The sequence below is a fragment of the Tardiphaga robiniae genome (assembly GCF_001618955.1).
GTDB lineage: Bacteria > Pseudomonadota > Alphaproteobacteria > Rhizobiales > Xanthobacteraceae > Tardiphaga > Tardiphaga robiniae_A.
In genome coordinates, this window is record NZ_LVYV01000034.1 from 306309 (window position 1) to 330927 (window position 24619).

General features: G+C 62.7%; 20 protein-coding genes and 1 pseudogene. 14 read left to right on the forward strand and 7 right to left on the reverse strand.

Going from position 1 to position 24619, the window contains the following annotated elements:
* Window positions 1–17 precede the first annotated feature (17 nt).
* From cynS to A4A58_RS29750, 3 genes and pseudogenes are all read left to right on the forward strand, one after another.
* Window positions 18–506, forward strand: coding sequence for a cyanase (gene cynS / locus A4A58_RS21515; protein WP_068735920.1), 489 nt, complete (start codon window positions 18–20; stop codon window positions 504–506).
* Between the two features lie 507 nt (window positions 507–1013).
* On the forward strand, window positions 1014–2246 hold the full coding sequence (locus A4A58_RS21520) for a serine hydrolase domain-containing protein (RefSeq protein WP_158005718.1): 1233 nt from the start codon (window positions 1014–1016) through the stop codon (window positions 2244–2246).
* Window positions 2247–2274: 28 nt separating this feature from the next.
* Window positions 2275–2373: pseudogene (locus A4A58_RS29750) on the forward strand (cyanase); the annotation flags it as partial.
* A gap of 121 nt (window positions 2374–2494) precedes the next feature.
* Here A4A58_RS29750 and A4A58_RS21525 read toward each other — a convergent pair.
* Window positions 2495–4153 carry a peptidoglycan-binding domain-containing protein gene (locus tag A4A58_RS21525; RefSeq protein WP_068735924.1) on the reverse strand — a complete coding sequence of 553 codons (1659 nt, stop codon included), beginning with the start codon at window positions 4151–4153 and terminating at the stop codon, window positions 2495–2497.
* Between the two features lie 187 nt (window positions 4154–4340).
* Between A4A58_RS21525 and A4A58_RS21530 the strand changes: the two genes are divergently transcribed.
* Window positions 4341–5219 (forward strand): AraC family transcriptional regulator, encoded by an 879-nt coding sequence (locus tag A4A58_RS21530; RefSeq protein ID WP_068735926.1) that lies wholly within the window; start codon window positions 4341–4343, stop codon window positions 5217–5219.
* A 12-nt stretch (window positions 5220–5231) separates the two neighbouring features.
* On the opposite strand, the gene A4A58_RS21535 is transcribed toward A4A58_RS21530, so the two are convergent.
* On the reverse strand, window positions 5232–5897 hold the full coding sequence (locus A4A58_RS21535) for a hypothetical protein (RefSeq protein ID WP_068735928.1): 666 nt from the start codon (window positions 5895–5897) through the stop codon (window positions 5232–5234).
* A 219-nt stretch (window positions 5898–6116) separates the two neighbouring features.
* Between A4A58_RS21535 and A4A58_RS21540 the strand changes: the two genes are divergently transcribed.
* Entirely contained in the window at window positions 6117–7181 is a 1065-nt protein-coding gene (locus tag A4A58_RS21540) for an alpha/beta fold hydrolase (RefSeq protein WP_068735930.1), read from the forward strand.
* A gap of 33 nt (window positions 7182–7214) precedes the next feature.
* Here the strand turns inward: A4A58_RS21540 and A4A58_RS21545 are convergent, their stop codons facing one another.
* The gene (locus tag A4A58_RS21545; RefSeq protein ID WP_068735932.1) at window positions 7215–9215 is read right to left on the reverse strand and encodes a phospholipase D-like domain-containing protein; all 2001 of its coding nucleotides are present in this window, start codon (window positions 9213–9215) and stop codon (window positions 7215–7217) included.
* Window positions 9216–9490: 275 nt separating this feature from the next.
* Between A4A58_RS21545 and A4A58_RS21550 the strand changes: the two genes are divergently transcribed.
* Window positions 9491–10513, forward strand: a complete 1023-nt coding sequence (locus tag A4A58_RS21550; protein ID WP_068735934.1) for an LLM class flavin-dependent oxidoreductase — start codon at window positions 9491–9493, stop codon at window positions 10511–10513.
* Window positions 10514–10702: 189 nt separating this feature from the next.
* On the opposite strand, the gene A4A58_RS21555 is transcribed toward A4A58_RS21550, so the two are convergent.
* The 3 genes from A4A58_RS21555 to A4A58_RS21565 all read right to left on the reverse strand — a co-directional run bounded on the left by A4A58_RS21555 (window position 10703) and on the right by A4A58_RS21565 (window position 14789).
* Window positions 10703–11728 carry an extracellular solute-binding protein gene (locus A4A58_RS21555; protein WP_068735936.1) on the reverse strand — a complete coding sequence of 342 codons (1026 nt, stop codon included), beginning with the start codon at window positions 11726–11728 and terminating at the stop codon, window positions 10703–10705.
* A gap of 2 nt (window positions 11729–11730) precedes the next feature.
* The gene (locus A4A58_RS21560; RefSeq protein WP_081421989.1) at window positions 11731–14076 is read right to left on the reverse strand and encodes a TonB-dependent siderophore receptor; all 2346 of its coding nucleotides are present in this window, start codon (window positions 14074–14076) and stop codon (window positions 11731–11733) included.
* Between the two features lie 389 nt (window positions 14077–14465).
* The gene (locus A4A58_RS21565) at window positions 14466–14789 is read right to left on the reverse strand and encodes a DUF1476 domain-containing protein (RefSeq protein WP_068735938.1); all 324 of its coding nucleotides are present in this window, start codon (window positions 14787–14789) and stop codon (window positions 14466–14468) included.
* A 342-nt stretch (window positions 14790–15131) separates the two neighbouring features.
* Between A4A58_RS21565 and purC the strand changes: the two genes are divergently transcribed.
* From purC to A4A58_RS21600, 7 genes are all read left to right on the forward strand, one after another.
* The gene (gene purC, locus A4A58_RS21570) at window positions 15132–15899 is read left to right on the forward strand and encodes a phosphoribosylaminoimidazolesuccinocarboxamide synthase (RefSeq protein ID WP_086937119.1); all 768 of its coding nucleotides are present in this window, start codon (window positions 15132–15134) and stop codon (window positions 15897–15899) included.
* Window positions 15900–15908: 9 nt separating this feature from the next.
* Window positions 15909–16148 (forward strand): phosphoribosylformylglycinamidine synthase subunit PurS, encoded by a 240-nt coding sequence (gene purS / locus A4A58_RS21575; protein ID WP_068735942.1) that lies wholly within the window; start codon window positions 15909–15911, stop codon window positions 16146–16148.
* A gap of 15 nt (window positions 16149–16163) precedes the next feature.
* Complete coding sequence (gene purQ, locus A4A58_RS21580; protein WP_068735944.1) at window positions 16164–16865, forward strand: phosphoribosylformylglycinamidine synthase subunit PurQ; 702 nt, start codon at window positions 16164–16166, stop codon at window positions 16863–16865.
* Window positions 16862–17833, forward strand: coding sequence for a tripartite tricarboxylate transporter substrate-binding protein (locus A4A58_RS21585; protein WP_068735946.1), 972 nt, complete (start codon window positions 16862–16864; stop codon window positions 17831–17833). Before purQ ends, A4A58_RS21585 begins: the two co-directional genes overlap by 4 nt.
* A 337-nt stretch (window positions 17834–18170) precedes the next feature.
* On the forward strand, window positions 18171–19190 hold the full coding sequence (locus A4A58_RS21590; RefSeq protein WP_068736297.1) for a patatin-like phospholipase family protein: 1020 nt from the start codon (window positions 18171–18173) through the stop codon (window positions 19188–19190).
* 4 nt (window positions 19191–19194) lie between these two features.
* Window positions 19195–20649, forward strand: a complete 1455-nt coding sequence (locus A4A58_RS21595) for a GntP family permease (protein ID WP_068735948.1) — start codon at window positions 19195–19197, stop codon at window positions 20647–20649.
* Between the two features lie 224 nt (window positions 20650–20873).
* Window positions 20874–22418, forward strand: a complete 1545-nt coding sequence (locus tag A4A58_RS21600; RefSeq protein ID WP_068735950.1) for a L,D-transpeptidase — start codon at window positions 20874–20876, stop codon at window positions 22416–22418.
* A 110-nt stretch (window positions 22419–22528) separates the two neighbouring features.
* On the opposite strand, the gene A4A58_RS21605 is transcribed toward A4A58_RS21600, so the two are convergent.
* Entirely contained in the window at window positions 22529–23425 is an 897-nt protein-coding gene (locus tag A4A58_RS21605; RefSeq protein WP_068735952.1) for a LysR substrate-binding domain-containing protein, read from the reverse strand.
* A 146-nt stretch (window positions 23426–23571) separates the two neighbouring features.
* On the opposite strand from A4A58_RS21605, the gene A4A58_RS21610 reads away from it, so the two are divergent.
* A complete protein-coding gene (locus tag A4A58_RS21610) occupies window positions 23572–24570 on the forward strand; it encodes a Bug family tripartite tricarboxylate transporter substrate binding protein (protein ID WP_081421990.1) in 999 nt (332 codons plus the stop codon).
* Window positions 24571–24619 lie beyond the last annotated feature (49 nt).

Consider the following 24619-nt stretch of genomic DNA (forward strand, 5'->3'; position numbering starts at 1 on the left):
ACCAAGGAGAAACGACCATGCTGCGATCCGACCTCACCGAAAAGCTGCTCGACATCAAGCGCGAGAAGGAATGGACCTGGAAATATATCTGCGAGCAGATCGGCGGTTATTCCGAAGTGCTGATTGTCGGCGCCATTCTCGGCAACATGAAGCTGACCAAGCCGCAGGCGGCCAATGCCGGCGAGCTGTTCGGCCTCTCGAAGAGCGAGACCGCGATGCTCAACGAGATCCCGATGCGCGCCGAAAACGTGCAGATGCCGCCGCAGGATCCGCTGATCTATCGCTTCTACGAGATGGTGATGGTCAACGGCCCGGCCTGGAAGGCGCTGATCGAGGAGGAATTCGGCGACGGCATCATGTCGGCGATCGATTTCGACATGGTGATGCAGCGCATCAGTAACCTCAAGGGCGACCGCGTCCAGATCACGATGTCCGGCAAGTTCCTGCCGTACAAGTATTACGGCGCGACGGGCAATGTGCCGGAATATGGCTTCAAGGAGGGGTAGGGGCTGATCCCTCATGGAGAGGAGCGCGCTTTCACGCGGAGCGCTTGCTCTCTCCCGCGCGCGTCTCGAACCATGATGCGACACACGCCTCATCTTTCGAGGCGCGGCGAAGACGTCGCTCCTCAAGCCTGAATGCAATTGCGTTCAGGCGAGGATGAGACACTGTCGCTTGCGTTTCCCCTTCACCTGCATAACCGCCAGCGCCATCGCTCACTGCGGCCGGCCGCTTCGTGTTCACGCTCACGCAGGCCCTTCCTTGGCGAGTGTCCGTGCAACGGAGGGCACCGCCTTCATATGCGGGTCATGCAACAGGTGTTGGATGGCTGCGTCCGCCCCGTCCAAGCTTGGCCGCTCGACGTGCCTCAACCTTGGGCAGTAGAATGGTTCGACACTACTTGACATAAAGCCGGTCGCGGGATTGGCTTGTTGAGCCCCTCCATGGGCGATGATCTGCACGAATTGGACTGCGCTTTCCGATACTGCATCTTCACCCAGGAGAGGACGAGAATGAGCGATCCAGCCGTCGACACGACGCCATCCCCGCAGCAAATCGTTCAGGCCGCGGCGCAGATCTATCTGGATTTCAGTCAGGCGCCGGGCTGCTGCATCGCGGTCTATGACCATGACGCGTTCGGCTCCACGGGCTATGTCTATCCGCTCGGCATGTCGGCGCTTCCCGGCTCCACGCCGCCGCCGTTCAGCGTCACCACCGACACGGTGTTCGAGATCGGCTCGGTCACCAAGGTGTTCACCAGCACCCTGCTCGCGCAGGCGCTGATGATGACGAAGGGCGGCCCGAGCATCACCGATCCCGTCGGCAAATGGCTGAACTACGATCACACTTACGGCCCGGGCCAGATCGGATCGCCGACGCTCTACGCCCTCACGCTCCAGGATCTGGTCACGCATACGTCCGGCATGTTCGACCAGCCGCAGGACCTCGACATCCCCTACAGCAAGCAGCTTTTCGCTGACGGACAGCCGGATCCGAAGCTGGTCAATTGGTGGAACATTTATCCGCCACCGCCACCAGCGCCGCAACCGCCGCCGCCGGGCTGCTGGCAATATTCGAATATCGGCTTCGTGACCCTCGGCTTTGCCGTCACGCAGATGTTCTCGCCGGATCGGGGCGTCAACTACAACACGATATTGGCCAAATATATCACCGGTCCGCTCGGCATGACGCAGACCGGCGCCACCATCCAGCCGTCGTGGAAGGTCGCGCAGGGCTGCATCGGGAACTGGATCCAGTTCCCCAACCCGCCCGGTCTGATCGTGTTCGAGAACAACAAGCCGACGGGCGGCACGGCCTTTGACCTCAAGACCACCGGCGACGACATGCTGCGCTTCCTCGCCGCGCAGGCCGAGGCGCCGAACGGTCCGCTCGGCAAGGTGATCCAGTCCACCCAGATGCAACAGAGCAAGTATCCGCTGTGCGAGAGCAACAGCCACACTCCCCGCGTGCCGATGGGGCTCGGCTGGCAGATGAGCTATACCCAGAGCGGCCATGCCGTCTACATGAAGAACGGGGCGACGAGCCTCGGCGGATTCGAGGCGATCGTGATCGTCGTGCCGGACTTCCAGTGCGGAGTGGCGGTGCTGAGCAATCAGTATCTGGACGCCTCGGCTCCGCATCCATCGCAGGCCGATCTCGGCGGCGTCGCGCGCAACATCATCGCGCACCTTCATCCGGGCTTCGGACCGGACGTACCGCTGCCGGAGCGCGATGTCTCCGAGTGACCGCGGGGACGTGCGGGACATGCGTCCGGGCCACCGCGTCCAGATCACGATGTCCGGCAAATTCCTGCCATACAAGTATTACGGGGCGAGCGGGAACGTGCCGGAATATGGGTTCAAGGAAGACTGACGAGCCCGGCGATCGTTCGCGCTAGGTTTGCCGGATGCGGGCATCCTCCGTCCGGCAATGACTGCGCGGCACGCGTCCGGGTGCGAAAGACGAAGGGCGCTGCGCGGCAGGGCGCAGCCTCTCACCTTTGCGATGTGGTGGTTGGTCCCAGCAGCTCGGCGATATGTTCCGGCGTGAGAAACGTCGTTGCGGGGACAAGACGTGCAGACTGGTACTTGCCAATAGCGTCGCGGGTGCCACGGCCGACCTTGCCGTCGATTTTCTTCGTGTAGAAACCGCGCGCGGCGAGGGCCTGCTGGATCTTCCGCCAGCCTTCAAGGTCGAGATCCTTCTCCGTTAAGATCGGCTGTTTCGGGCCAGTGTCGGGAGGGATGAGCCCGATGCGTTTCTCGAGATCCTTCACGCGGCGCTCGCTCTCGTCGAGCCGATCGCTAGCGCGGCCGGCATCGCCGAGAATTTTTTGTACCCTTGCGTCGTTCAGTCCGGCCCTGTCGATGCGAACGGTAAGTGCGTCTATGCCGCGCTCGACACTTCCCAGTTTGCCTTCGTTCTCATAGGTCTTGTCGATCTGAGGCTTGAGCCTTGAATCGACGTCGCGCAACAAGTCCTGAACCCGCTTGTCAGCGCCTTCCGCCGCCTGCTGGTTTGCGGTGATCCTGCGAAGGATGTCATCGGCCGATTGTCTAGCTTTGCCGATCGCATCCGTATGCGTTTTCGCCTCGTCGACTTTCTGGGTCAGTCCGGCCAACTCCCTGATAGCCGGGCCGGCGCCGGCGATCACCTTCTCATCCTCGCGAACCTTGTCGAGCAGGTTATCGACATCGCGGCGAAGCTGTTCGGCACGCGTGCGCAAGGGCTGCAGGTTATCGTCCTGGACTTTCCGGAGGTCGGCCTCCAGTTTCTGTTCCAGTCCTGCGAAATTCTTCCGGATGGATTGGAAGACGCGATTGACCGCCTCCTCCTTGATCGTCTCCGACCGATTCATGAGATCGTTGATCTGAGTGTTTGCTTCCTTGAGTCTCTGATTGATATCGGTGCGCTGCCTGTCGATATTCCCGAACAGGTCCTCGCTTTTGGTCTTGATACCCTCTCGCACCGTTTTCGCACTTTGCTCGATATCTGCTTTTTCCCTGTTGCCCGTGTCCTCGATACTTTTCCGGAACTGTATCGACTGGCCGCCGATCAGGAGCGTCCCACCGGCTGCGAACAGGACAGCAAAGACCAGCACAGCGTAGACGAGTTTGACGGGCCAGGAGTTGTAGAGCTTCTCTGTCGTCTTCCAGAGCAGCGCGCTGTCGTCCGGCGGCAACGGCCTTGGCGTGTCGGGGCCATCGTCCGGCGGATATGGTGGCAAGTTAGCGGCATGGGCCGGCTGCGCTGCCACGGGTCTCATCCGGCCGGCGAGCACCGCGCGGTGAAGTTCGAGCAGGGGGGCGAGATTCCGTAGCACCGACGCGATCTCGTCGTCATCGCTCTGGCCCAGCAAGATCCTCGCGATCAGGTCATCGAGTGCCCTGAAACTGCCGTCCTCGCGGCTGAGCAAATGATGCTTTGCGATGAAGGCCCCGAGGGCCCGGATCTGCTCGGACCGAAGCAGCAATTCTGTGGTCCGCTCCTTGCTCCCGGACGGATCATCATCGCTTGCTGTCGTGTCCGGATCTTTTAGGCGGGCGGTGCTGCGGTGCAGATGGTCCAGCATCTCAAGCGCGACGTCGTAGGCGCGCGCACGCGGCGTGAGAAGGCCAAAATAAGCCAGCAACGCGTTCAGATAGGCCAGCATCGGGAGGTCTCCCCTGATGGCGAGCACGACGTCAGCGCATCCTCGGCCCATGCCCTATGGCGTTTATGCAACCACAAGATGTTTATAGGGGCGAGTCCTATATTTGTGCAGAGACGTGGTTGAATATCCAGCTTCCCCCAGCAAGACCGATCAAGACGCTCCCATCGCGTCATGCGATACCCGCCGCATGAACCAGCCCATGCCGCACCGCGCGCCTGATCTCCCCGCCGTCCTCGCCTGGATCGAGCAGCATCTCGACGATCCCCTGAACGTCGACGTGATCGCCGCGCGAGCCAACCTCTCGCCCTATCATTTCTCGCGGCTGTTCTCGGCCGCGATGGGGCGGGGCGTGATGGCGCATGTGCGCGGGCGCAGGCTGGTGCGCGCGGCGCAGCGGCTGACGGCCGATCCCGATCTACGCCTCGTCGATCTCGCAGCTGATTGCGGCTTCGACTCGCAGGAGGCGTTCACCCGCGCCTTCGCCCGCGTGTTCGGCGTCGCGCCCGGGCGGTTTCGGCGCGGCTTCAGTGTCACTCCCATCGAAGGACAATATCCGATGACCATGCCCGATGACGTCGCCGTCGCTGTCACTCGCTTGCCGGACCTGGTGGCGCTGGACGCCTTCACCGTCGCAGGTCCTTCGGCGCGGTTCGATGAGGCGAATAAGGCCGAGATTCCGCAACTGTGGTCGAAGCTGATGGGTGTGTTGCCGTTCAAAGGGCAGGCGCCGAGCTGGACCACCTATGGCGTGGTCTGGAATGTCGACCGCGCCGAAGGCAGTTTCGATTACATGGCCGGCGTCGGCGTCAATGACGATGCGGCGCTGCCTGCGGGCTTCGCGGCAAAGCGCATCGCGGCTTCGAGTTATGCTGTGTTTCGCATCGTGCTGAACGGCGGCGCGGTGCATCCGCAGATCAAGCGCGCGATGGCGACCATCTGGGGCGAGCTGGTGCCGGCCTCCGGGCTCACGGTCGCCGACCGGCCGGATTTCGAGCGTTATGACAGCGAGTTCGCGCCGACCAAAAAAGGCGCGGTGATCGATTTCTATCTGCCGGTGGAGGTGTGAGCGGCGGGGCCATCATCTCCGCCTGCTCCCCCTTGGCCGCAGCGCCGGATGATCCCGCTCCGGTGGCGTATGCGCCGCTTCCAGTAGCGCCATCGCGTCGTCCGGAATTTGTGTCACATCGACGCCGCCGCGGCGCATCTCCTTCAGCGCGGTGCGGATCGCAGCGTCGCGCTCCATCATCTCGCGGCCGGTGCGCGCGGGCATGTCGATAGGACGGCGCGGGCGCCGGCGGCCCATGGCCTCCAGCCGCGCCATCTTCAGCACCTGCAGCGCCTGCATCAGACGGTCGATGCCGACATCGGGCTGCGCTTCCAGCTCGCGCACGGCGCGCTCCGCCAGCGCGTGGAGCCGCTCGGCGAGTTTGCGCAGCTTGAGTTTCTGCGAGGCGCGGGCGGAGGGCACGGTGTCGGTGGCGCGGGGCGCGAAGAGCGGGCGCTTCCAGCCGCCGTCGCGCGTCCAGCGGCAGATCGAGGCGCGGCCGACGCCGGTTTGCTTCGCGATCTCGCCATAGGTCAGCACCGTCGTCTCGATCAGGCGGCGCACCTGCGCGCATTTGGCATCCCCATGCGGCCGCTTTGAGCCGCGCACCCGCGGGCCGCCCGCAAAGGCATCCGGCGCCTCGGGCTCATCGGGCGTAACGCGAAGGCGGATGATGGGGCCGAAGAAAGGATGGGTCATGCAAAAGAATATATACCTAGTCGCGGGATTGCGCAAGCGGGCGTGCGGTGTCCGATGCATCGCCGTCCGTCGTCGCCGATTTCGTGGGAGGCGCGCATCCGGTCACTTGGCTGTACCTGTGATTGCGCGATAGGCTGGCACACGTCGATCGTGCCTAGCTCACAAAGAGGGGCCGGCGCGATGCGGCGGGATGCCCGGCGGGTACGGCAGGGGGATTTCATGGCAGGTGTCGATTATCTGATCACCGCGCGCGGCATCTCGGGCGCTACCTTCAACGAGAATGTCGGCACCATCCGCTATCTGCGGGTGCCGTCCAATGTGGCGATCCCGACGCCGGCGATGGCGACATCGAGCAAGACCGACCTCGCCAAATGGGTGAAGGAGGTCCGCGATATTGCTGACGGCGATCCCAACCAGAATTCGATCAGTGTGGCCGGCGACATTCTCGTCTTCATCCATGGCTACAACAACGATCTCGACATCATCATGAAGCGCCAGCGCCAGCTGGCGAAGGATCTCAAGGCCGAGGGCTGGAAGGGCCTCGTCATCGGCTTCGACTGGCCGAGCGACAACGAGACGCTGGCCTATTGGCAGGACCGCTCCAAGGGCGCCGAAGTGGCGGTGAAGCTGGTGAGCGATTGCATCACCGTGCTGGCGCAGGGGCAGGAGAAGGACTGCGTCACCAATGTCCATCTGCTCGGCCATTCCACCGGCGCCTATGTGGCCATGGAAGCCTTCGTGCAGGCGGAGAAGGACGGCGCGCTGTTCAAGAGCAACTGGCGCGTCAGCCAGGTCGCCTTCATCGCCGGCGACGTGGCGTCGTCGAGCCTCTCGGTGAATGATTCCTGGTCGGGGCCGATGTTCAAGCGCATCCTGCGCCTCACCAACTACTCAAACCCCTATGACAGCGTGCTGGCGGCCTCCAATGCCAAGCGGCTCGGCGTGGCGCCGCGCGCGGGCCGCGTCGGCCTGCCGGCGGATGCGCATTCGAAAGCCACCAATGTCAATTGCGGGGACTATTTCGCCACGCTCGATCCGAAGAAAAGCACCTTCTTCGGCGACTTCACCCATTCCTGGCACATCGGCAACCGCGTCTTCGCCCGCGACCTCGCCATGACCCTCGAAGGCGCGATCGACCGCGACGCGATCCCGACGCGCGCACTGGTCGGCGGCGCGCTCATGCTGCAGGACAGACCGCGGCCGAAATTCATGGCCGACTGGGGCATCAAGGCCGCCGCCACCCGCGGCGGCGCGCCGCGCGATGGCACGGGCGTGCTGAGCTAGCGCCGGGCACGGGGCGCCGGCGTGTTGTCGTGCTCAACGTTTCGATTTGGGTTTTGACTTTTTGGTCTTGGCCTTCTTGGTCTTGGCTATTTTGGTCTTCGCTTTTTTGGTCTTGGCCTTCGCGACCTTCTTGGATTTGACGGTCTTGGCCTTTTTGGCCGACGCGGCCTTCGCCGTCTTCTTCGTTGTTTTCTTCTTGGCTGTCTTCGTCTTCGCCTTCTTCGCTACGGCCTTCGCTGCCTTCTTCTTTGGCGGACGCACCGGTTCGTCATCGCTATGGGTTGCGGCATTGACGGTCCAGTTGGACGCCGGGATCGTGAAGAACATCTCGCGGCGCCGCGACTTGAATCCGCCGGGCTTGAAATAGCTCTGCGTCCATCGGTCGTCCGGATCGAGGAACACCTTTTCCGGCTTCTCGCCTTTCTTGCGTTTGCTGGCCACGTCATTGGCGACGTCGCGGAAATAGAAATGCCGGAACAGGCGGTCGAACTCGGTCATGTAGATGTCCGCCACGCGGGTCGAGCCGCGGATCAGGATCATGTTTTCGTCGTTGGTGGTCAGCGATCCCTCCGAGAAATTCGCCGAGCCGGTGCAGATGAGGGGATCGTCGCTCAGGGGATCGATCAGCAGATATTTCGTGTGGACGAAGAAGATATTGCCTTCGTCGCGGGTGAGCTCCTCCTTGAGAAACCAACGGTCCAGCGGAAATTCCTTCACCTTGCGCTTGGCGGTCAGCTTGCCGTCGACCACCTTGAACTCGGCGCCCAGCACGGCGCCGAAGGAAATCTGCAGGTCGCGGTCACCCTTGAGCGCCTTGCGCTCGTCGGCGGTGGGTGGCTTTTCCTTGAGCACGAAGCGCAGGAAGTCGCGGTCGCGCGCCAGCGGCTCGATGAAATCGGCGGCGACATTGAACGCGGCCGTGAACATGATCGACGACGTGGCGTCGCTCATCCGGTCGGCATACCAGTTCAGCATCGACGCCGTCTGGCGCGGCGAGAAGATGCAGGTCTGCGATCCCGGCTTCACGAGGGCAGGCGGGTAGGGCGAAATCTCCGCGACGCCTTCCTTCGCCGGCTTGCCGGTCGGGTTGTCGCTCAGGATCGTCCAGTATTTCAGATATTGTTCGGCGACGTCGCTGTCATGGACGAGGTGGCCGACATTCGACTGGCCGAGGAAACCGGACGGCGTGATGTTGGTTGAGCCGGTCCACACTTCTTGCGGCGCGTCGCCGTCGAGCTTGATGATGAACTTGTTGTGCGGGATCGGCGGCCGCGTGCGCCAGATCACGACCGGCTCGCCGTTATGCTCTGCCTTGACGTCGAGGCCGGCGGCCTTCATCGCCTTGCGGTTCTTGCCCTTCTTGTCGTCATGCACGATCAGCCGGACGTCGAAGCCGTCATCGATCTTTGCCTTCAACGCTTCGATGATGGGGGCATAGGTGAATTCGTAGATGCAGGCGCGCAGCGCCTCGCTCTTCTTCGTCGTGTCGATATAGTCCAGGCAGGCCTCCAGCAGGCCGCGCGAGAGCCAGACCGTGTGCTCGTCCTTCGGATTGTCCATCTCCGCTTCGGTCGGTTTGTGGTTCTTGAACTTGCGCGCATAGGCCTGGCTGGCGATGGCGCCGCGGTTGAACCAGATGCCGTGTTGACCATCGTCCTCCTTCTCCGTCGTGACGGTGAAGGCGAGCTTCGCGGCCTCGCGCAGTTCGGGCGCGGTCGGGTCGCCAAATACGGGGATGACCTCGAAGTGATAGGTCGTGCCGGGGTCCGCGGTGTAGTCGCTCCAGAGGAAACTCTGGATCGGAAATTGGTCGGTGAAATACTCTCCGTGCTCGGTATCGGGCTCTGGCTCGACCTCTTCGAACACCTTCAGCGATCGCAGGAATTCCGGCTTGCCGGCTCCCTTGGCGCGCCGGAACGCAAATCCCAGCAGCCCCTTGCACGCGGCCTCGTCGCAATTGAGGGCGATCATGATTGCGCGTGTGCCCGCGATCGCGCTCGCTTCGAAAGCTCCGGCAGACGTTGTGACGCGCATGGCCCTGTCCCCCCGTTTTCGATGTGACGCTGATGCTCGCCCAACGCGGTGTTTTGGTCAACCTATAGAAGATTTGTGACAGGATGCACGTTTAAGGGGTGCGGGCGAGGGGCGGTGTGATGTCGTGTCGGGGTGCGCGAAAGTGGACACGGATCTGCAGTCCACGAACATGATCGCCTCATCGGAAACGATGCGTTTCCATCGTTTCCCTTTTCTCCTCCCAATTCACGCCTAAATAGGTCCTCAGCAAACCCGTCCCTTGAGCACCCATTCCCATGAAAAACATCGGCTTTCTCTCCTTCGGCCACTGGACCCCGTCCGCATCGTCACAGACGCGCTCGGCGGGCGATGCGCTGCTGCAATCCATCGATCTCGCCGTTGCTGCTGAGGAGCTCGGCGCCGACGGCGCCTATTTCCGGGTGCATCATTTCGCGCGCCAGCTCGCCGCACCGTTTCCGCTACTGGCGGCGGTCGGCGCGCGCACCAAGAAGATCGAGATCGGCACCGCCGTGATCGACATGCGCTACGAGAACCCGCTCTATATGGCGGAGGACGCCGGCAGCGCGGATCTCATCGCAAGCGGGCGGCTGCAGCTCGGCATATCCCGCGGCTCGCCGGAGCAGGTGATCGACGGCTACCGCTATTTCGGCTACGCGCCCCCTGAGGGTTCGAGCGACGCCGACATGGCGCGGCGGCACACCGAGGTGTTTCTCGACGTCCTTCAAGGCAAGGGCTTTGCGCAGCCCAATCCCAATCCGATGTTTCCGAACCCGCCGGGCCTGCTGCGGCTCGAGCCGCATAGCGAAGGCCTGCGCGAGCGCATCTGGTGGGGCGCCTCCACCAATGCGACGGCGGAATGGGCGGCCAAGCAGGGCATGAACCTGCAGTCATCGACGCTGAAGATCGACGAATCAGGCAAGCCGTTTCATGTGCAGCAGGTCGAGCAGATCCGGCTCTATCGCGACGCCTGGAAGGCGGCAGGGCACACGCGTGACCCGCGCGTCTCGGTCAGCCGCAGCATCTTCGCGCTGGTGGACGACCGCGACCGCGCCTATTTCGGCCGGGGCGATGAGGGCGAGGACAAGGTCGGCTACCTGCACGGCACCGAGCGCGCCATCTTCGGCCGCAGCTTTGCAGCAGAGCCGGACAAGCTTATCGAACAGCTCAAGGGCGACGAGGCGATTGCGGAAGCGGATACGCTATTGCTGACGGTGCCAAACCAGCTGGGAGTCGACTACAATGCGCATGTGATCGAGGCGATCCTGAAACACGTGGCGCCCGGCATGGGCTGGCGGTGATCTTTCTTACCCTCCCCTTGCGGGGAGGGTCGCGCGCTGAGCTTTTGCGAAGCGAGCGGGGTGGGGGAGCCCCACGCTCGATAGCGTCTGTTGCACCCCCACCCCGGCTCACTGCGTTCGCCGACCCTCCCCGCCTAGCGAAGCTTCGCTTCGCGCGGGGGGAGGGTAAGATCACGGCGCGCTTCGGCCTTACTTCCCGAAACCAACCTTCTTGATCAGCGCAATCGCGGCCTTCTGGCTGGCGGCGATCTGATCAATATCAAGCGTATCGCTCGGAAACGCCCCCATCGCTGCCACCAGCGGTGCGCTCTCGGCATCTGCCGTCACCGGATATTCCAGCTCCGCGGCGGCATAGATTTTCTGCACCGCCGGTGTCACCAGGAATTCCAGAAACTTCAGCGCGGCCGCGCGATGCGGCGCATGTTTCGCCAGTGCCGCGCCGGTGAGGTTCACATGTGCGCCGTCGCTCGCGAATGTCGTCGGCAGCGTCTTCACCTTGTTCGCCCATGTCGTCCACTCCGCGCCCTCGCGGCCATCGCGGAGCTGCGCCAGCGCCACAGTATTGGCGATGCCGATGCTGCAGCGGCCTTCCGCAAGCTGGCGAATGACGTCGTTGTCCTTGCCTTCCGGCGCATGCGCCAGATTGGCCTTGATGCCGCGCAGCCAGGCTTCCGTGGCGTCCGCACCGTGGTGCACGAGATAGGCCGCAATCAGTGCGACATTGTTCTGATGCAATGGCGAGCGGATGCAGAGCTGGCCGCGAAAACGGGGATCGGCGAGATCCTCGTAGCGGATCGCGCCTTGTGGTGAGTCATTGCGCACCACCACCACGCGCGGGCGCACCGACAGGCCGATCCACTCCGCGCCGCGCAGCTGCGGCGGGATTGCCTTGTCGAGCAGGGCAGAGGCCGTCGGTTGCGAGAGGTCGTTCGCCGCAAATTGCGAGGTCTTGTCGAGGCCGATGGTCATCAGCACGTCGGCGGGGGAGGCGTCGCCCTCGGCCTGCATGCGCTTGACGAGATTGTCCTCGATATAAGTGAGCTTGACCGTGATCCCGGTCGCAGCCGTAAAGGATGCGATGAACGGCGCGACGAGCTGTGGTTCGCGGGTCGAATAGAGATTGATCTCTTCGGCACGGCTTGTGGCCATGCCGAAGCTCAGCCACGTCGCGGCCAGCGCAATCAGTCCTGCAGTGGCGCGACGCGGTTTGGTCATCGTCAGAATTTTACCGTCGCTTCCAGCGAGAACCGGCGCACATCGCCGATCGCCACGTTCAGATTGTTGACGGCCGACGGGTAGTAGGTTTGGTCGAAGAGGTTCTTCACGTTGAACTGATAGATCACCGGGAATCCCATCTGTTTGACCTCATAGCTCGCGAACGTATCGGCGACCACGTAGGATGGCAGGTAGAAACTATTGTTGGCATCGCCTGGACGATCGCTGACATAGCGCGCACCGCCGCCGATGCGCAGGCGGCCGGGCAGCATGGTGCCGAAGTCATAGACCATGAACAGTGAGGCTGTATTGAGCGCGACGTTCTGCAGCGCCTTGCCGATCAATGTGGGATCGTCGGTGACGCGGGCATCGGTATAGCCATAGCTGCCGATCATGCTGATATTGTCGGTCAGGCGCCCGGTGATATCGACCTCGAAGCCGCGTGAGCGCACCTTGCCGGCCGCGCGCACCTGACTCACGCCGCCGCTGATAGGAATCGACACGAGCACATTCTTCTTGTCGATGTCGTAGAATGCGACATTGCCCGACAGCCGCTTGTTGATGTCGAACTTGATGCCGGTTTCCCACTGCACGCCTTCCTCAGGCTGGATGTTGGAATCGACTATGAAACCGACGGGAGCACCGGTGAACAAGTTGATTGTTGCAGTCGGCTTCAGCGACTCCGTGTAGCTGAGATACCAGGAGACCTCGTCGGTGAACTTGTAGATCACGCCGCCGATCGGCAGCACCTTGTCGCCGGCGAGGTTGGTGTTGGTAATGAATGGGTTTCGCCCGCGGCCGGCAAGCTGCTCGTATTCCATCCAGCGCACGCCGCCAACCAGCAGGAGCTGGTTGGTCAGATAGAACGTATCCTGGAGGAAGAGTGCGCGCGTCGACAGCGCGTCGGTCTGGTCGCTGTCGGTCGCGAGCACCGTCGTGCCGGGCGACAGCAGGCCATAGACTGGATTGTACATGTTGAACACGTTCGGCGTGGCCTGCCGGATCAGGTCCTGTCGCCAGATGGTCCGATATTGGGCGTCGCCGCCGAACACCACATCGTTGCGGAAGCCACCGGTCCAGACGGTGCCCTGCATGTAGGAAGTGCCGGCGCTGACATTGCTGAACGAATTGCGCGTGCCGTCATTGCTGCGGGTGATGAGGCCGGACACCGGATTAACGGTGACGATGCGGAGCTGGTTCGCGCTGAAGGTTTCGGTGTTGAAGCTGTAGGCGGCGAAGATCTTCCAGTTCTTGTTGATGCGGTGATCGACCGAGGCCTGCATCAGGTCCGTCGTTCCCCACATGTTGTTGTAGGCTTCGTCGAGACGGCGCTCCCGCGGAATGGCGAGCGGCGTGTTAGTGCGGCTGTCGAGCGACGTGCCGCGGTCGAACGGATAGGAGAAGTCGCGGTGCTCGTAGTTCAGATGCACCGTGGTGTCGTCGCCATACCAGGACAGGGATGGCGCAATCAGCGTGTCCTTGCGGGTGCCGAAGTTCCGCCAATAATCCTCGCTGGTGCCGGAGGCAATGAAGCGGTAGGCGAGGCCATCGGTGCCAATCGGTCCGGTGATGTCGAAGATGCCGTCGACGCCGTTCTTGCCGCCACCGAAGGTCGAGCCGAGCAGAGTGGCCGAGCCGTGCTGATAGAGGTCCGGGCGCTTGCTGATGGTGTTGACGATGCCGCCGGGATCGACAATGCCATACAGAAGTGATGCCGGGCCCTTCAGCACTTCGACGCTTTCGACGGCGGGATTGAGGCTCCGGCCTTGCACCAGCGGCAGGCCGTTGCGCATGATCGAGCCGTCGCGGTTATCGCCGAAGCCGCGGCGAATGACGGCGTCGAGCGTACCGGCCAGCGTATTGGTCTGGGTGATGCCGCTGATATTGGAGAGCGCGTCGTCGATGTTGCGCGGCAACTGATCCTTGATCACCTGCTCGGGGACGACATTGACGGTCTGGGCCGTGTTGAGCGGCGGCTGGCCTGACCGCAGCGTGGTCCCACTCGGCATCGCGCGGTAGCCGAGGATCTGTTCGTATTTCGCAGCGGCGGCAGCGATAGCGCGCTCGGTCGGTGTCGGCGGGGCGGGGGGCGGCGTGGCATTGCGGCGTACGGCGACAGCCCGCGCCCGGCTCGGCGTGGCGCTCGCAGCACGTGCGGGCCGGCGCGCCTGTGTCGGCGATTCGACGGTGACCGGCGGCAGCGTCGTATTCGTCTGTGCATTGGCGATCGAGGCCCCGGTCGCATAATCGCCCAGCAGGAACGTCGCGCCGATCAACCAATACGCGCGGCGCACTCTGAAGATGCTGCGTGCGTTGCTGTCGAGATTGCAATGGTTGTCCGTCGTCACTTTGTGTCGCTTTCACGTTCGAGAAATGTGGTGAAAGCGATCTAGCAGTGGCTTGGGATGAAAACTTCGAATCCGGGTTTGAATAGCTCTAAAGCAAAGCTATTGGCAGCGTGGTGTGTCTTCGATGATGCAGTCAAAGATCGGATGTTGTCACAATTGAACAATCGACGTGCACTTTGAGCAATTTGTAGCACGTGCATGCGAGCCGTCATCGGCACGCTGTGCGACTCCGTTTCAGAATTTGCAGATCGCAATTCGGGATCTTCAGTGAGACTCTGCGAGTCTGGAACGTTTCAAAAGACAAGAGCCGCGCCATCATACGATGCGCGGCTCCGTGAAACGTCATGAGTCGCAGCGAGGCGTCTCGCTGCAACTCAAAGCTGTGGATGTCAGGTTCCGGCCTTCACCTGTGCGACGGCCTCAGCGGTCAGCTGATCCATCTTCACGCGCAGCTGTGGCTCGGTGATCGCGACGCCCTTGGCACCGAGATCGGCGAGGACCTTGCGCACCACGTCGCCGTCGCCGGCTTCCTCGAAATCGGCGGCGACGACTTCCTTGGCATAGGCGGCGGCCTCATCGCCGGACTTGCCGAGCTGTTCGGCGACCCACAGACCCAGCAGCTTGTTGCGGCGGGCCTCGGCCTTGAATTTCTGGCTTTCATCGAGCGCAAACTTGTTCTCGAAGGCGTCGCCGCGCTTGTCGAATGATGACATGGTTAAGGTTCCCGTCGGGGTTGGTGGGCGGTCAGGCCGGCGTTGTAAACGGCGGTTCGGAGCTTAAATAAGGTCGAGATACCGTTGGAACAATCGGCCGCAAGGTCGCAGGCGGAACGGTATCCGGCAAGGCTTGTGCGAGGTTGGGGTAAACCCCCGCCGGACGGGCCGGGTCGATTGTAACGCCGGGGCTGATCGGGTAGGTTGCCGGCAGGCCCGGTTCTCGTTCTGTTTCCCGTACTGATTCCCGTTCCTGGCCTTCACGGCAGCTCCGTCGTGGGTCGACCCCGTTATTCGGAGCACACCACATCCATGGATTTCAACAACACCCGGTACATCCCCATGAGCCGTCGACGTCGCATTTATGAAGGCAAGGGCAAGGTCCTGTATGAAGGCCCGGAGCCCGGCACCCTGATCCAGCACTTCAAGGACGACGCGACCGCGTTCAATGCCAAGAAACACCAGGTGATCGAGGGCAAAGGCGTCCTCAATAACCGGATTTCGGAATACCTGTTCCAGCATCTGAACGACATCGGCGTGCCGACCCATTTCATCCGCCGGCTCAACATGCGCGAGCAGCTGATTCGCGAAGTCGAGATCGTGCCGCTGGAAGTGGTGGTGCGGAACGTGGCGGCGGGTTCGCTGTCGCAGCGCCTCGGCATCGAGGAAGGCACCCAGCTGCCGCGCTCGATCATCGAGTTCTATTACAAGAACGACCAGCTCAACGACCCGATGGTCTCGGAAGAGCACATCACGGCGTTCGGCTGGGCCACCCCGCAGGAAATCGATGACATCATGGCGCTCGCCATCCGCGTCAACGACTTCCTCACGGGTCTGTTTCTCGGTATCGGCATCCGTCTGGTCGATTTCAAGATGGAATGCGGCCGGCTGTTCGAGAACGACATGATGCGCATCATCGTCGCCGACGAGATCTCGCCCGACTCATGCCGGCTGTGGGATATCAAGTCGAACGAGAAGCTGGACAAGGATCGTTTCCGCAGGGATCTCGGTGGCGTGCTGGAGGCCTATACCGAGGTCGCCAAGCGTCTCGGTATCCTGGCCGAAAACGAACGCCCGATGGGCACCGGTCCGGTATTGGTCAAGAGCTGAGGAATCGACGTGAAAGCGCGTGTTACGGTTACATTGAAGAACGGCATCCTTGACCCGCAGGGCAAGGCCATCGAAGGCGCGCTGAAGTCGCTCGGCGTCGATGGCATTGCCTCTGTGCGGCAGGGCAAGGTGTTCGACATCGAACTCGCCGGCGCCGACAAGGCGAAAGCCGAAGAGGCGCTGAAGGCCGCCGCCGACAAGCTGCTGGCGAATACGGTGATCGAGAACTATCGCGTCGAAGTGCTCTGAGCCAGGTTAGCCGTAATGAAATCAGCCGTCCTCGTCTTCCCAGGAATCAACCGCGAACGCGATATGGCGCGGGCGCTCAAACTGGCATCGGGGCAGGAGTCCACGATGGTCTGGCACGCCGAGACCTCGCTGCCGAAAGGCACCGATCTCGTTGTGGTGCCCGGCGGCTTTTCCTATGGCGATTATCTGCGCTGCGGCGCCATCGCGGCACGCTCGCCTGTGATGGATGCGGTGCGGGCGTTCGCGGCTGACGGCGGCCTCGTGATGGGCGTCTGCAATGGCTTTCAGATCCTGTGCGAATCCGGCCTCTTGCCGGGCATCCTGATGCGCAACGCCAAGCTGAAATTCCTGTGCCACGACGTGCATCTGCGCGTCGAACGATCCGACACGGCGTTTACCCGTGGCTACAATGCCGGTCAGGTGATCCGCGTGCCGATCGCCCACGGCGAGGGTAACTATACCGCCGATGCCGAAACGCTGAAGCGCCTCGAAGGCGATGGCCGCGTTCTCTATCGCTATTGCTCGCCGAACGGCGAGGTTGGCGACATGCATAACATCAATGGCGCCGCCGCATCGATTGCCGGCATCGTCAGCGAGAAGGGCAACGTGCTCGGCATGATGCCGCATCCGGAAAATCACGTCGAAGACATCATGGGCTGCACCGACGGCCGCGGGTTGTTTGCTGGTCTTGTCGAGCATCTGGAGCGCGCTGCGTGATCGCCGCTGTGGCGCGGCTGTCGAAGCTCGCCGCAACGCTTGCGCTCGTGCTGGGGACGTGTGTGTCGGCATCCGCCGATGATTATCCCAAGCGCCCCATCACCATGATCGTGCCCTTCGCGGCCGGCGGCACGTCGGACGTGATTGCGCGCGCGGTGGCCGAGCAGATGGCGGCGACGCTGGGCCAGACCATCATCATCGAAAACGTGGTCGGCGCGGGCGGCTCCACCGCGCTGGCCCGTGCTGCGCGGTCTACGCCGGATGGTTACACCATCGCCATCGGCAATGCCGGCACCAGTGCGGCGACCTACATGATCTATCCAAAACTGTCCTTCACGCCGGACTCCTTTGCCTCCATCGGCATGGTGGCCAAGACCTTCGGCGTCGTGGCGCTGCGCAAGGATTTCCCGGCGAGTGATCTCAAGGGCTTCATCGCCTATGCCAAAGCCAATCCCGGTAAGGTCAATCTCGGCCATGCCGGGATCGGCTCCTCGAATTACCTGATCTGCAAGAGCTTCGTGCAGGCCGCCGGCATCGACGTAACGCTGGTCGGCTATCGCGGCGCGGCGCCCGCGCTGACCGATGCCATCGGTGGCCAGATCGACGGCGTCTGCGATTCAGCGGCCTCCGTCTCGCAGGCCATCGACGACAAGCTGGTGAAGGGCATCGTGGTCGGCTCGACGGTACGGCTGGCGACGCTGCCTGATCTGCCGACCTCGGCAGAAGCAGGACTGCCCGAATTCGAGGCGCAGGGCTGGAATGGCCTGTTCGCGCCGAAGGGCACGCCGCCGGAAATCATCGCCAAACTCAACGCGGCGGCACGTGCGTCGGTTGAAAGCGATCTGGTGAAGAAGCGTTTCCGCGATTTGTCGACTGTGGCGCCCGATGCCGATGAGCATGCGCCGCAGGTGCTGCAGCAACTGGTGACGCGCGATGTGGCGAAGTACAACAAGCTCCTGACGCCGTAATCATCCTTTGCCCGAAGCTGTGCCATCGGTGCGGCTCAAATTTTCAGCACCGCCGTTGGCCTCATTTACGGGGCGATGGCCTGATATCTGCCAAGGCCCTTCTGCAGGTCGCCGCGTGCGATTGTCGGATCCAGCACGATGTTTCCGGTCAGGCCCGGCGGGTTGCTTTTGGAGCGAGGTGGGCATCAAATAGCACGCAAAGGTCGTAAGGCTCGGTCGAAAGCGACCTGAAGCGGACTTTCCAAGTCTATTATGGCCACGTCTATTGCGGCGCGTGGTTTCTGAAGTGCTCGACGGTTGGCTACCAGCGTGTCTCGGCAGTTGGAGAAGCTGCATGATGAACCGAAGTCAGGTGCTCGTGGATTTGGCGCTCCAGGGTGGAGGCTCGCATGGCGCATTCACGTGGGGTGTCCTCGATCGGCTGCTTGAGGAGCCGTGGCTGCAAATTGCCGGCATATCCGGAACATCGGCAGGAGCGATGAGTGCTGCCGTTCTGGCGGACGGTTGGACTGCCGGCGGTGCCGACGGAGCACGCGAGGCCCTGGACAAATACTGGCGACGCGTTTCGCGGGCGGCGGCCTTCAGTCCGTTTCAACGCTCCCCCCTCGACCGCCTCATGGGACGCTGGTCGCTCGACACTTCTCCGGCCTATCTCTTCGCCGATCTGATGTCGCGAGTTCTGTCGCCTTATGATCTCAATCCGCTCGGCTACAATCCGTTGCGCGAGATACTGGCCGAGAGCATCGATTTCGAGCGTCTTGCCGGTGCGCCGATCAAGCTCTTCGTAACGGCCACGCGGGTACGAACAGGTCGCGGGCGAATTTTCCGTAACGCCGAGATCACCGCGGATGTGCTGCTTGCGTCGGCGTGCCTGCCAACGATGTTCCGCGCGATCGAGATTGAAGGCGAAGCCTATTGGGACGGGGGCTACGCGGGCAACCCCACGATCACGCCGCTTGTTCGCGAGACAGATGCGCAGGACACCATCGTCGTGCAGATCAATCCGACCGAGCGACTGGAGGAGCCGCGCACGGCTGCGGACATTCTCAACCGTCTCAATGAAATTTCATTCAACTCGCCGCTGGCAAAGGAACTGCGGATGATTGCGCTGCTTCGTCAGGTGGCGGATCCCGGCACCGGGGAAGGCGCCCGATGGGCTCACATGAAGACGCACCGGATCAAGAGCGATCTGCTCGCGACTTTCGCCGCATCATCCAAGCTCAACGCCGAATGGGCCTTCGTATCCAAGCTGCGCGACGAGGGGCGGCAAGCGGCCGGTGATTTTCTCGACGCGCATGGCGCCGATCTTGGCGAGCGTTCGACGGCCGATCTCGACATCCTGTTGGCGGAGTGCTGACGTCATGGGGCTTCTCGGCATTCTCGTCGGGCTTGGTCTTCTCATCTGGCTGGCTTTCCGGGGCTGGAGTGTTCTGCTGCTTGCTCCGCTCTCCGCACTGGTTGCGTCGGCTTTCGGCAGAGAGCCATTGCTTGCCAATTGGACGCAGACCTTCATGGGCAGCGCAGCCCAGTTTCTCGCTCAGTTCTTTCCCATCTTTCTGCTCGGCGCCGTATTCGGGAAACTGATGGACGACAGCGGCGCGGTCACTGCGGTCGCGACCTTCATCACCCGCCGCCTTGGCGAACGCCGGGTCATCCTCGCCGTGGTGCTCTCGGGGGCATTGGTCACCTATGGTGGCGTCAGCCTTTTCGTCGCATTTTTTGTGATCGTTCCGATGGCCCAGTCGCTGTTTCGCGCCGCGGGGATTCCGCGCCGCCTCGTGCCAGCGACGGTGATTCTCGGAACATCGACTTTCACCATGTCAGCCTTGCCGGGTACGCCATCGATTCAGAATGCGATACCCATGCCCTTCTTTGGCACCACGCCCTTCGCTGCGCCGGGCCTCGGCATGATCGCGTCATTGATCATGCTGGGTATTGGACTGTGGTGGTTGCTTCGCGCCGAGAAGGCGGCACGACAAGCGAATGAAGGTTATGGCGAAGAATTGTCGATCGCGACCAGCGCCGCTGCCGATGACGAGCGCTTGCGCGGGCGTGCTACGACGGCGCGCGAATTCGACCCGGCCGAAATATCCCATGGGCATCGCAGCGAAGCGGAAGTGCCTATCGTCAATGCCGTTCTTCCCCTGGTTGTCGTTGTCGTCGTCAATCTCGTGATGTCGCTCGTCGTCCTGCCCCGGCTTGATGTCTCCTTCCTGGCCGAGCAGCGCTGGGGCAGCACGTCTCTATCTGCCGTTGCCGGCGTGTGGTCCGTTGTCGTCGCGCTCGCAGGAGCGACCGCGACAGTCGTCATCTGCAACTGGACGCGACTGCCTGCGCTGCGACAGACGATGGATGCCGGGGCCAATGCATCCGTGCTGCCAGCGCTGACTGTCGCGAGCCTCGTTGGCTTTGGCGCTGTCATCGCATCGCTGCCTGCATTTGACATGGTGCGGGACTGGGCGCTGGACATTAAGGGAGGGCCGCTGGTGTCGTTGGCCGTTTCCACGAACCTGCTCGCGGCGTTGACAGGTTCGGCATCCGGCGGACTGACAATCGCGCTTGATGCACTCGGTCAGACCTATATGGACGTTGCTACGCGGGAGGGGATCGATCCCGGATTGCTACACCGCGTAGCTGTGATCGGCTCCGGCACCCTGGACATTCTCCCTCACAATGGTGCTGTCGTCAGCCTGCTCGCGATCTGCGGCCTGACGCATCGCCAAAGTTATCTCGACATTGTGATGGTCGGCATCGTGAGCTCGGTTGTCGCTCTTGCCGCCGTGATTGCCATGGGCTCCGCATTGGGCTCATTTTGAACTCCGGCCCCAACCGCTGTTTTGTCCAGATTTCGCAGTCGACCACGTGCCGGGTGTGGCAGTGAGCCACCTTTGTCCGGCGCCGTTTGTCGGCTACGAATGAACTTTCGCCGCGCTCGCCGCGTCAACGAGATATCGGGCAAGCGAAGCGGCGGCGAATTGATACAATCGCAATCAAACGCCTGTACGATTCGCGATCGGAAGGCATTTGACCGGGGCACTGAATGGCAAATCGATTGGCGACGGCGCAACCCAACGCCGGAATGCGGCACTGGATATCTCCCGTCGTGGTGTTGGCAGCGGTGATCGCGGTGGCCGCTCCGGCGGCCGGAGCCGCCGCAAAGCAGGCGCGTCCCGCCCGCGCCGTCGAGGCGACTGCGCCGCGCGAAGCAGGCGAGCCGATGATGGCGATCGTGTCGATCAAGAGCCAGCAGGTCACGTTCTACGACGCCGATGGCTGGATCACGCGCGCACCGGTCTCGACCGGGGTGTCCGGTCGCGAGACGCCGGCAGGCGTCTTTGCGGTCCTTGAGAAGAACAAGGACCATCGCTCCAACATGTATGACGATGCTGCCATGCCGAACATGCAGCGGATCACATGGAACGGCGTTGCATTGCATGGCGGGCCGCTGCCCGGCTATGCCGCATCGCACGGCTGCGTGCGGATGCCCTACGGCTTCGCGGACAGGTTGTTCGACAAGACGCGGATCGGGATGCGGGTGATCATCTCGCCGATTGACGCGGCGCCCGTCGAGTTTTCCCATCCGGCGCTTCTGATGCCAAAGGCGGAAGCCATCGCCGCTGCTCCCGGCCGTGTCGAGGTGGTCGCCCGTGAGGCTGCGGAGGCCGCTGCGGCTGCCGACGTGGCGAAGAAGCTCGCAGCGACTTCGGCGCGCGAGACGAAGCCGCTGCCGGCGGCCCTGCGCAAGCTGCAATCGCTAAAGGCGCGCTCCGATGCCGAGCTTGCATCCGCCGACAAGGCCGTCGTTGCGGCAAAGACCGACGAGGGCAACGCACGGGCTGAGGAATTGAAGCAAAAGGCTGCCGCCAGAGCCGCGGAGCTAGGTGCGCAATTCGAAACCGCAAAGGCCGATACGGCGTCGAAGCTCGATGCTGCCGCCGCCGCAAAGGACGCTGCCAAGGCGGCCGAGACCAAAAAGGTCGCCACCGCCAAGGCAGCGAGCGATGCGAAACTCGCGCTTGAGCCGGTCTCGATCTATATCAGCCGCGAGACGCAGATGCTTTACGTTCGGCGCAATACGCACAAGCCGGCGCCGGACGGCGGCGGCGAGGTGTTCGATTCAAGCATCGAAGTTCCTGTCACGATCCGCGATCCCGGCAGGCCGATCGGCACGCATGTGTTCACCGCAATGGCGCGGAGCGACGCTGGCTTGCGCTGGAGCGCCGTCACGATCGACGAAGGCGATAGCGCGAAGGCAGCCCTCGACCGCATCGCCATTCCGCAGGAGGTGCTCGACCGAATCGCGGCGACTGCACTGCCACGCTCGTCGATCGTGATCTCCGACGAGCCGCTCAGCAGCGAAACCAACTATCGCACCGAATTCGTCGCGGTCCTCAGCAACCAGCCGCAAGGTGGCTTCATCACGCGCAAGCCGACGCCACCTGCCGATCTCATGGCGAGCAGCGACGATGCGGATGGCGATGGCTTTGGCTCGTTCTTCCAGCGCTGGAATGCGGACCCCGCGCCCGTGCAGGCTCGCCGCAGGGTCGCGCCGTATCAGCGCCAGCCCCAAACCGGCTGGTGGTAGGACGTTCCTGGCCATTGCCCGCTTGGGACGCTGAGCAGCCTGATCGCATCTACGCGCGCGGCGCCGTCAGCCAGCGCTCCTCTGGTAATGCCGATGTTCACTGTTATTCGCTATGACGCGCGCGTGGTCTGTGCGCTTTTGGTCGTCTTGCGGGCGATCGCCATGAAAGCACGCGCGGCCGCCGTCTGGTAGCGATGGGCATCCCACAGCAAGGCTCCGGAACGGCGTATCCACGGAGGTCCGATCGGAATGATCGCAAGGTCTTTTCGGGCGTTCAGGCTTCGGTCGGCAAGAACCGTCGGCAGCCCTCCCGATTTCGCGAGTTCGATCAAGGCCTCGACCGAGTTCATCTCCACGCGCACGTCGAGCTTTGTATCCGGTGGCAGCGACTGGTCGAGAATGCGGCGGGTCGCAAAGGCGGGGGTCAAAAGTGCCAGCGGACGTTGGGCGAGCGCCTGCAGCGTGATCGATTGTTGCCGTGACTGATTTTGCGACTTCGCAAGCACCAGGACGAGCCGCTCCTCGAATAACAGATCGACGCCCAATTCCGCGTGCTGGGGGGGCGCGAAAGCAATCGCGAGATCGAGATCCCCGGACAGGATGCGTCGCTCGACATCGTTTGCGGAGCCGACCTCCACGCTGAGCCGAACCTCAGGGTATTTTTCGCCGAAGCTGCCGATGATCTTCGGCAGGAATGTCGTGCTGTAGGTGTAGATGACGCCGACACGAAGTGTGCCGGCCATGCCGCCCTCCAGCTCGGCTATCGCGGTGCGCGCAGCGTCGGTCTGAACCATCAGACGTTGCGCGTGTTCGCGCAGTGCATGTCCTGTCTCGGTCAGTTGCATGCCCTGGGGCGTTCGGTTGAACAGAACGGTGCCGAGGTCCTGCTCGAGGGCGCGTATCTGCTGCGACAGCGTCGGCTGGGCGACGCCGAGGGCTTCCGCAGCCTTCGCCATGCGCTTGTGGGTCGCGATTGCCAGAAAATAGCCGAGACGTCTGGGGTCCATAGCCGATTACAATCTTCTATCGCATCTATAGTTTTGACTGTGTTGGCCTATCACGCGTCCCGTGCCAGTGTTTGTCAATATCGGACCTGGCCGGCACGCTTTTTGTGTGGCCGTCGAAACATAAGAACCGACTGGGAGGCTCTTTCATGCTGTCACGACGCACCTTATTTGCCCGGGCGACCCACACCGCGGTGGCGGCTTGCTGTATCGCCATGGGCGCAAACCGTGCGACGGCGCAGGAATATCCGACCAAGCCGGTCCAGTTGATCGTCCCCTTCGCAGCCGGCGGAGCCGCCGACATCATCGGCCGCACGATCGCGGAAAAGCTCAGCCAGACCTGGGGCCAACAGGTCGTCGTCGAGAACAGGGGCGGGGCCGGATCGAATATCGGCATCAACGCTGCCGCCAAGAGTGCCCCCGATGGCTATACGCTGGTGCTCGCGTCGATCGCCGTGGCCGTCAATCCTTGGCTTTTCAAGTCGATGCCCTACGATCCGGTGAAGGATCTGACACCGCTGACGCTGGCGCTCGAGACGCCGAACGTGGTGCTGGTGCCGCCCTCATCGCGGATCAAGAACGTCAAGGATCTGATCGCCTTTGCGAAGGAAAAGGCGGCATCGGGTGGCGCCACCTATGGCTCTGCCGGCGTCGGTTCCTCCCTGCATCTGGCGGCGGAAGTCTTCCGGCAAAAGGCCAATGTCGAGATGACCCACGTTCCCTATCGCGGTTCATCGCCGGCCCTGACGGATCTGATGGCTGGCCGGATCGACCTGATGTTCGACAACGCCTCGACAGCGCTTCCGCAGGTGCAGGGTGGCAGCCTCCGCGCCATTGCCGTCACCACGAAGGAGCGCATCGCCGCACTGCCTGACGTGCCGACGATCAGCGAATCCGGTCTGCCGGGCTTCGAGCTCGCCAACTGGTGGGCCATTTTTGGTCCTGGGCAGATGCCACCGGCGCTGGCGGAGCGCATCAGCGGCGATATCCGCAAGGTTCTGGCAGATCCCGATGTGCAGAAGCGTTTCGCCGATGTCAGCGGGCGCGTCATCGCGTCGTCGCCCCAGGAACTCGCTACGCATCTGGCGCAGGAGAGCGCCAAATGGAAGCAGATCGTCGACACCGCAGGCATCCGCGGCAGCCAGTGACGACGGACGTCTGACACACACCGCGATCGATCACTAACGAATAGCAAGC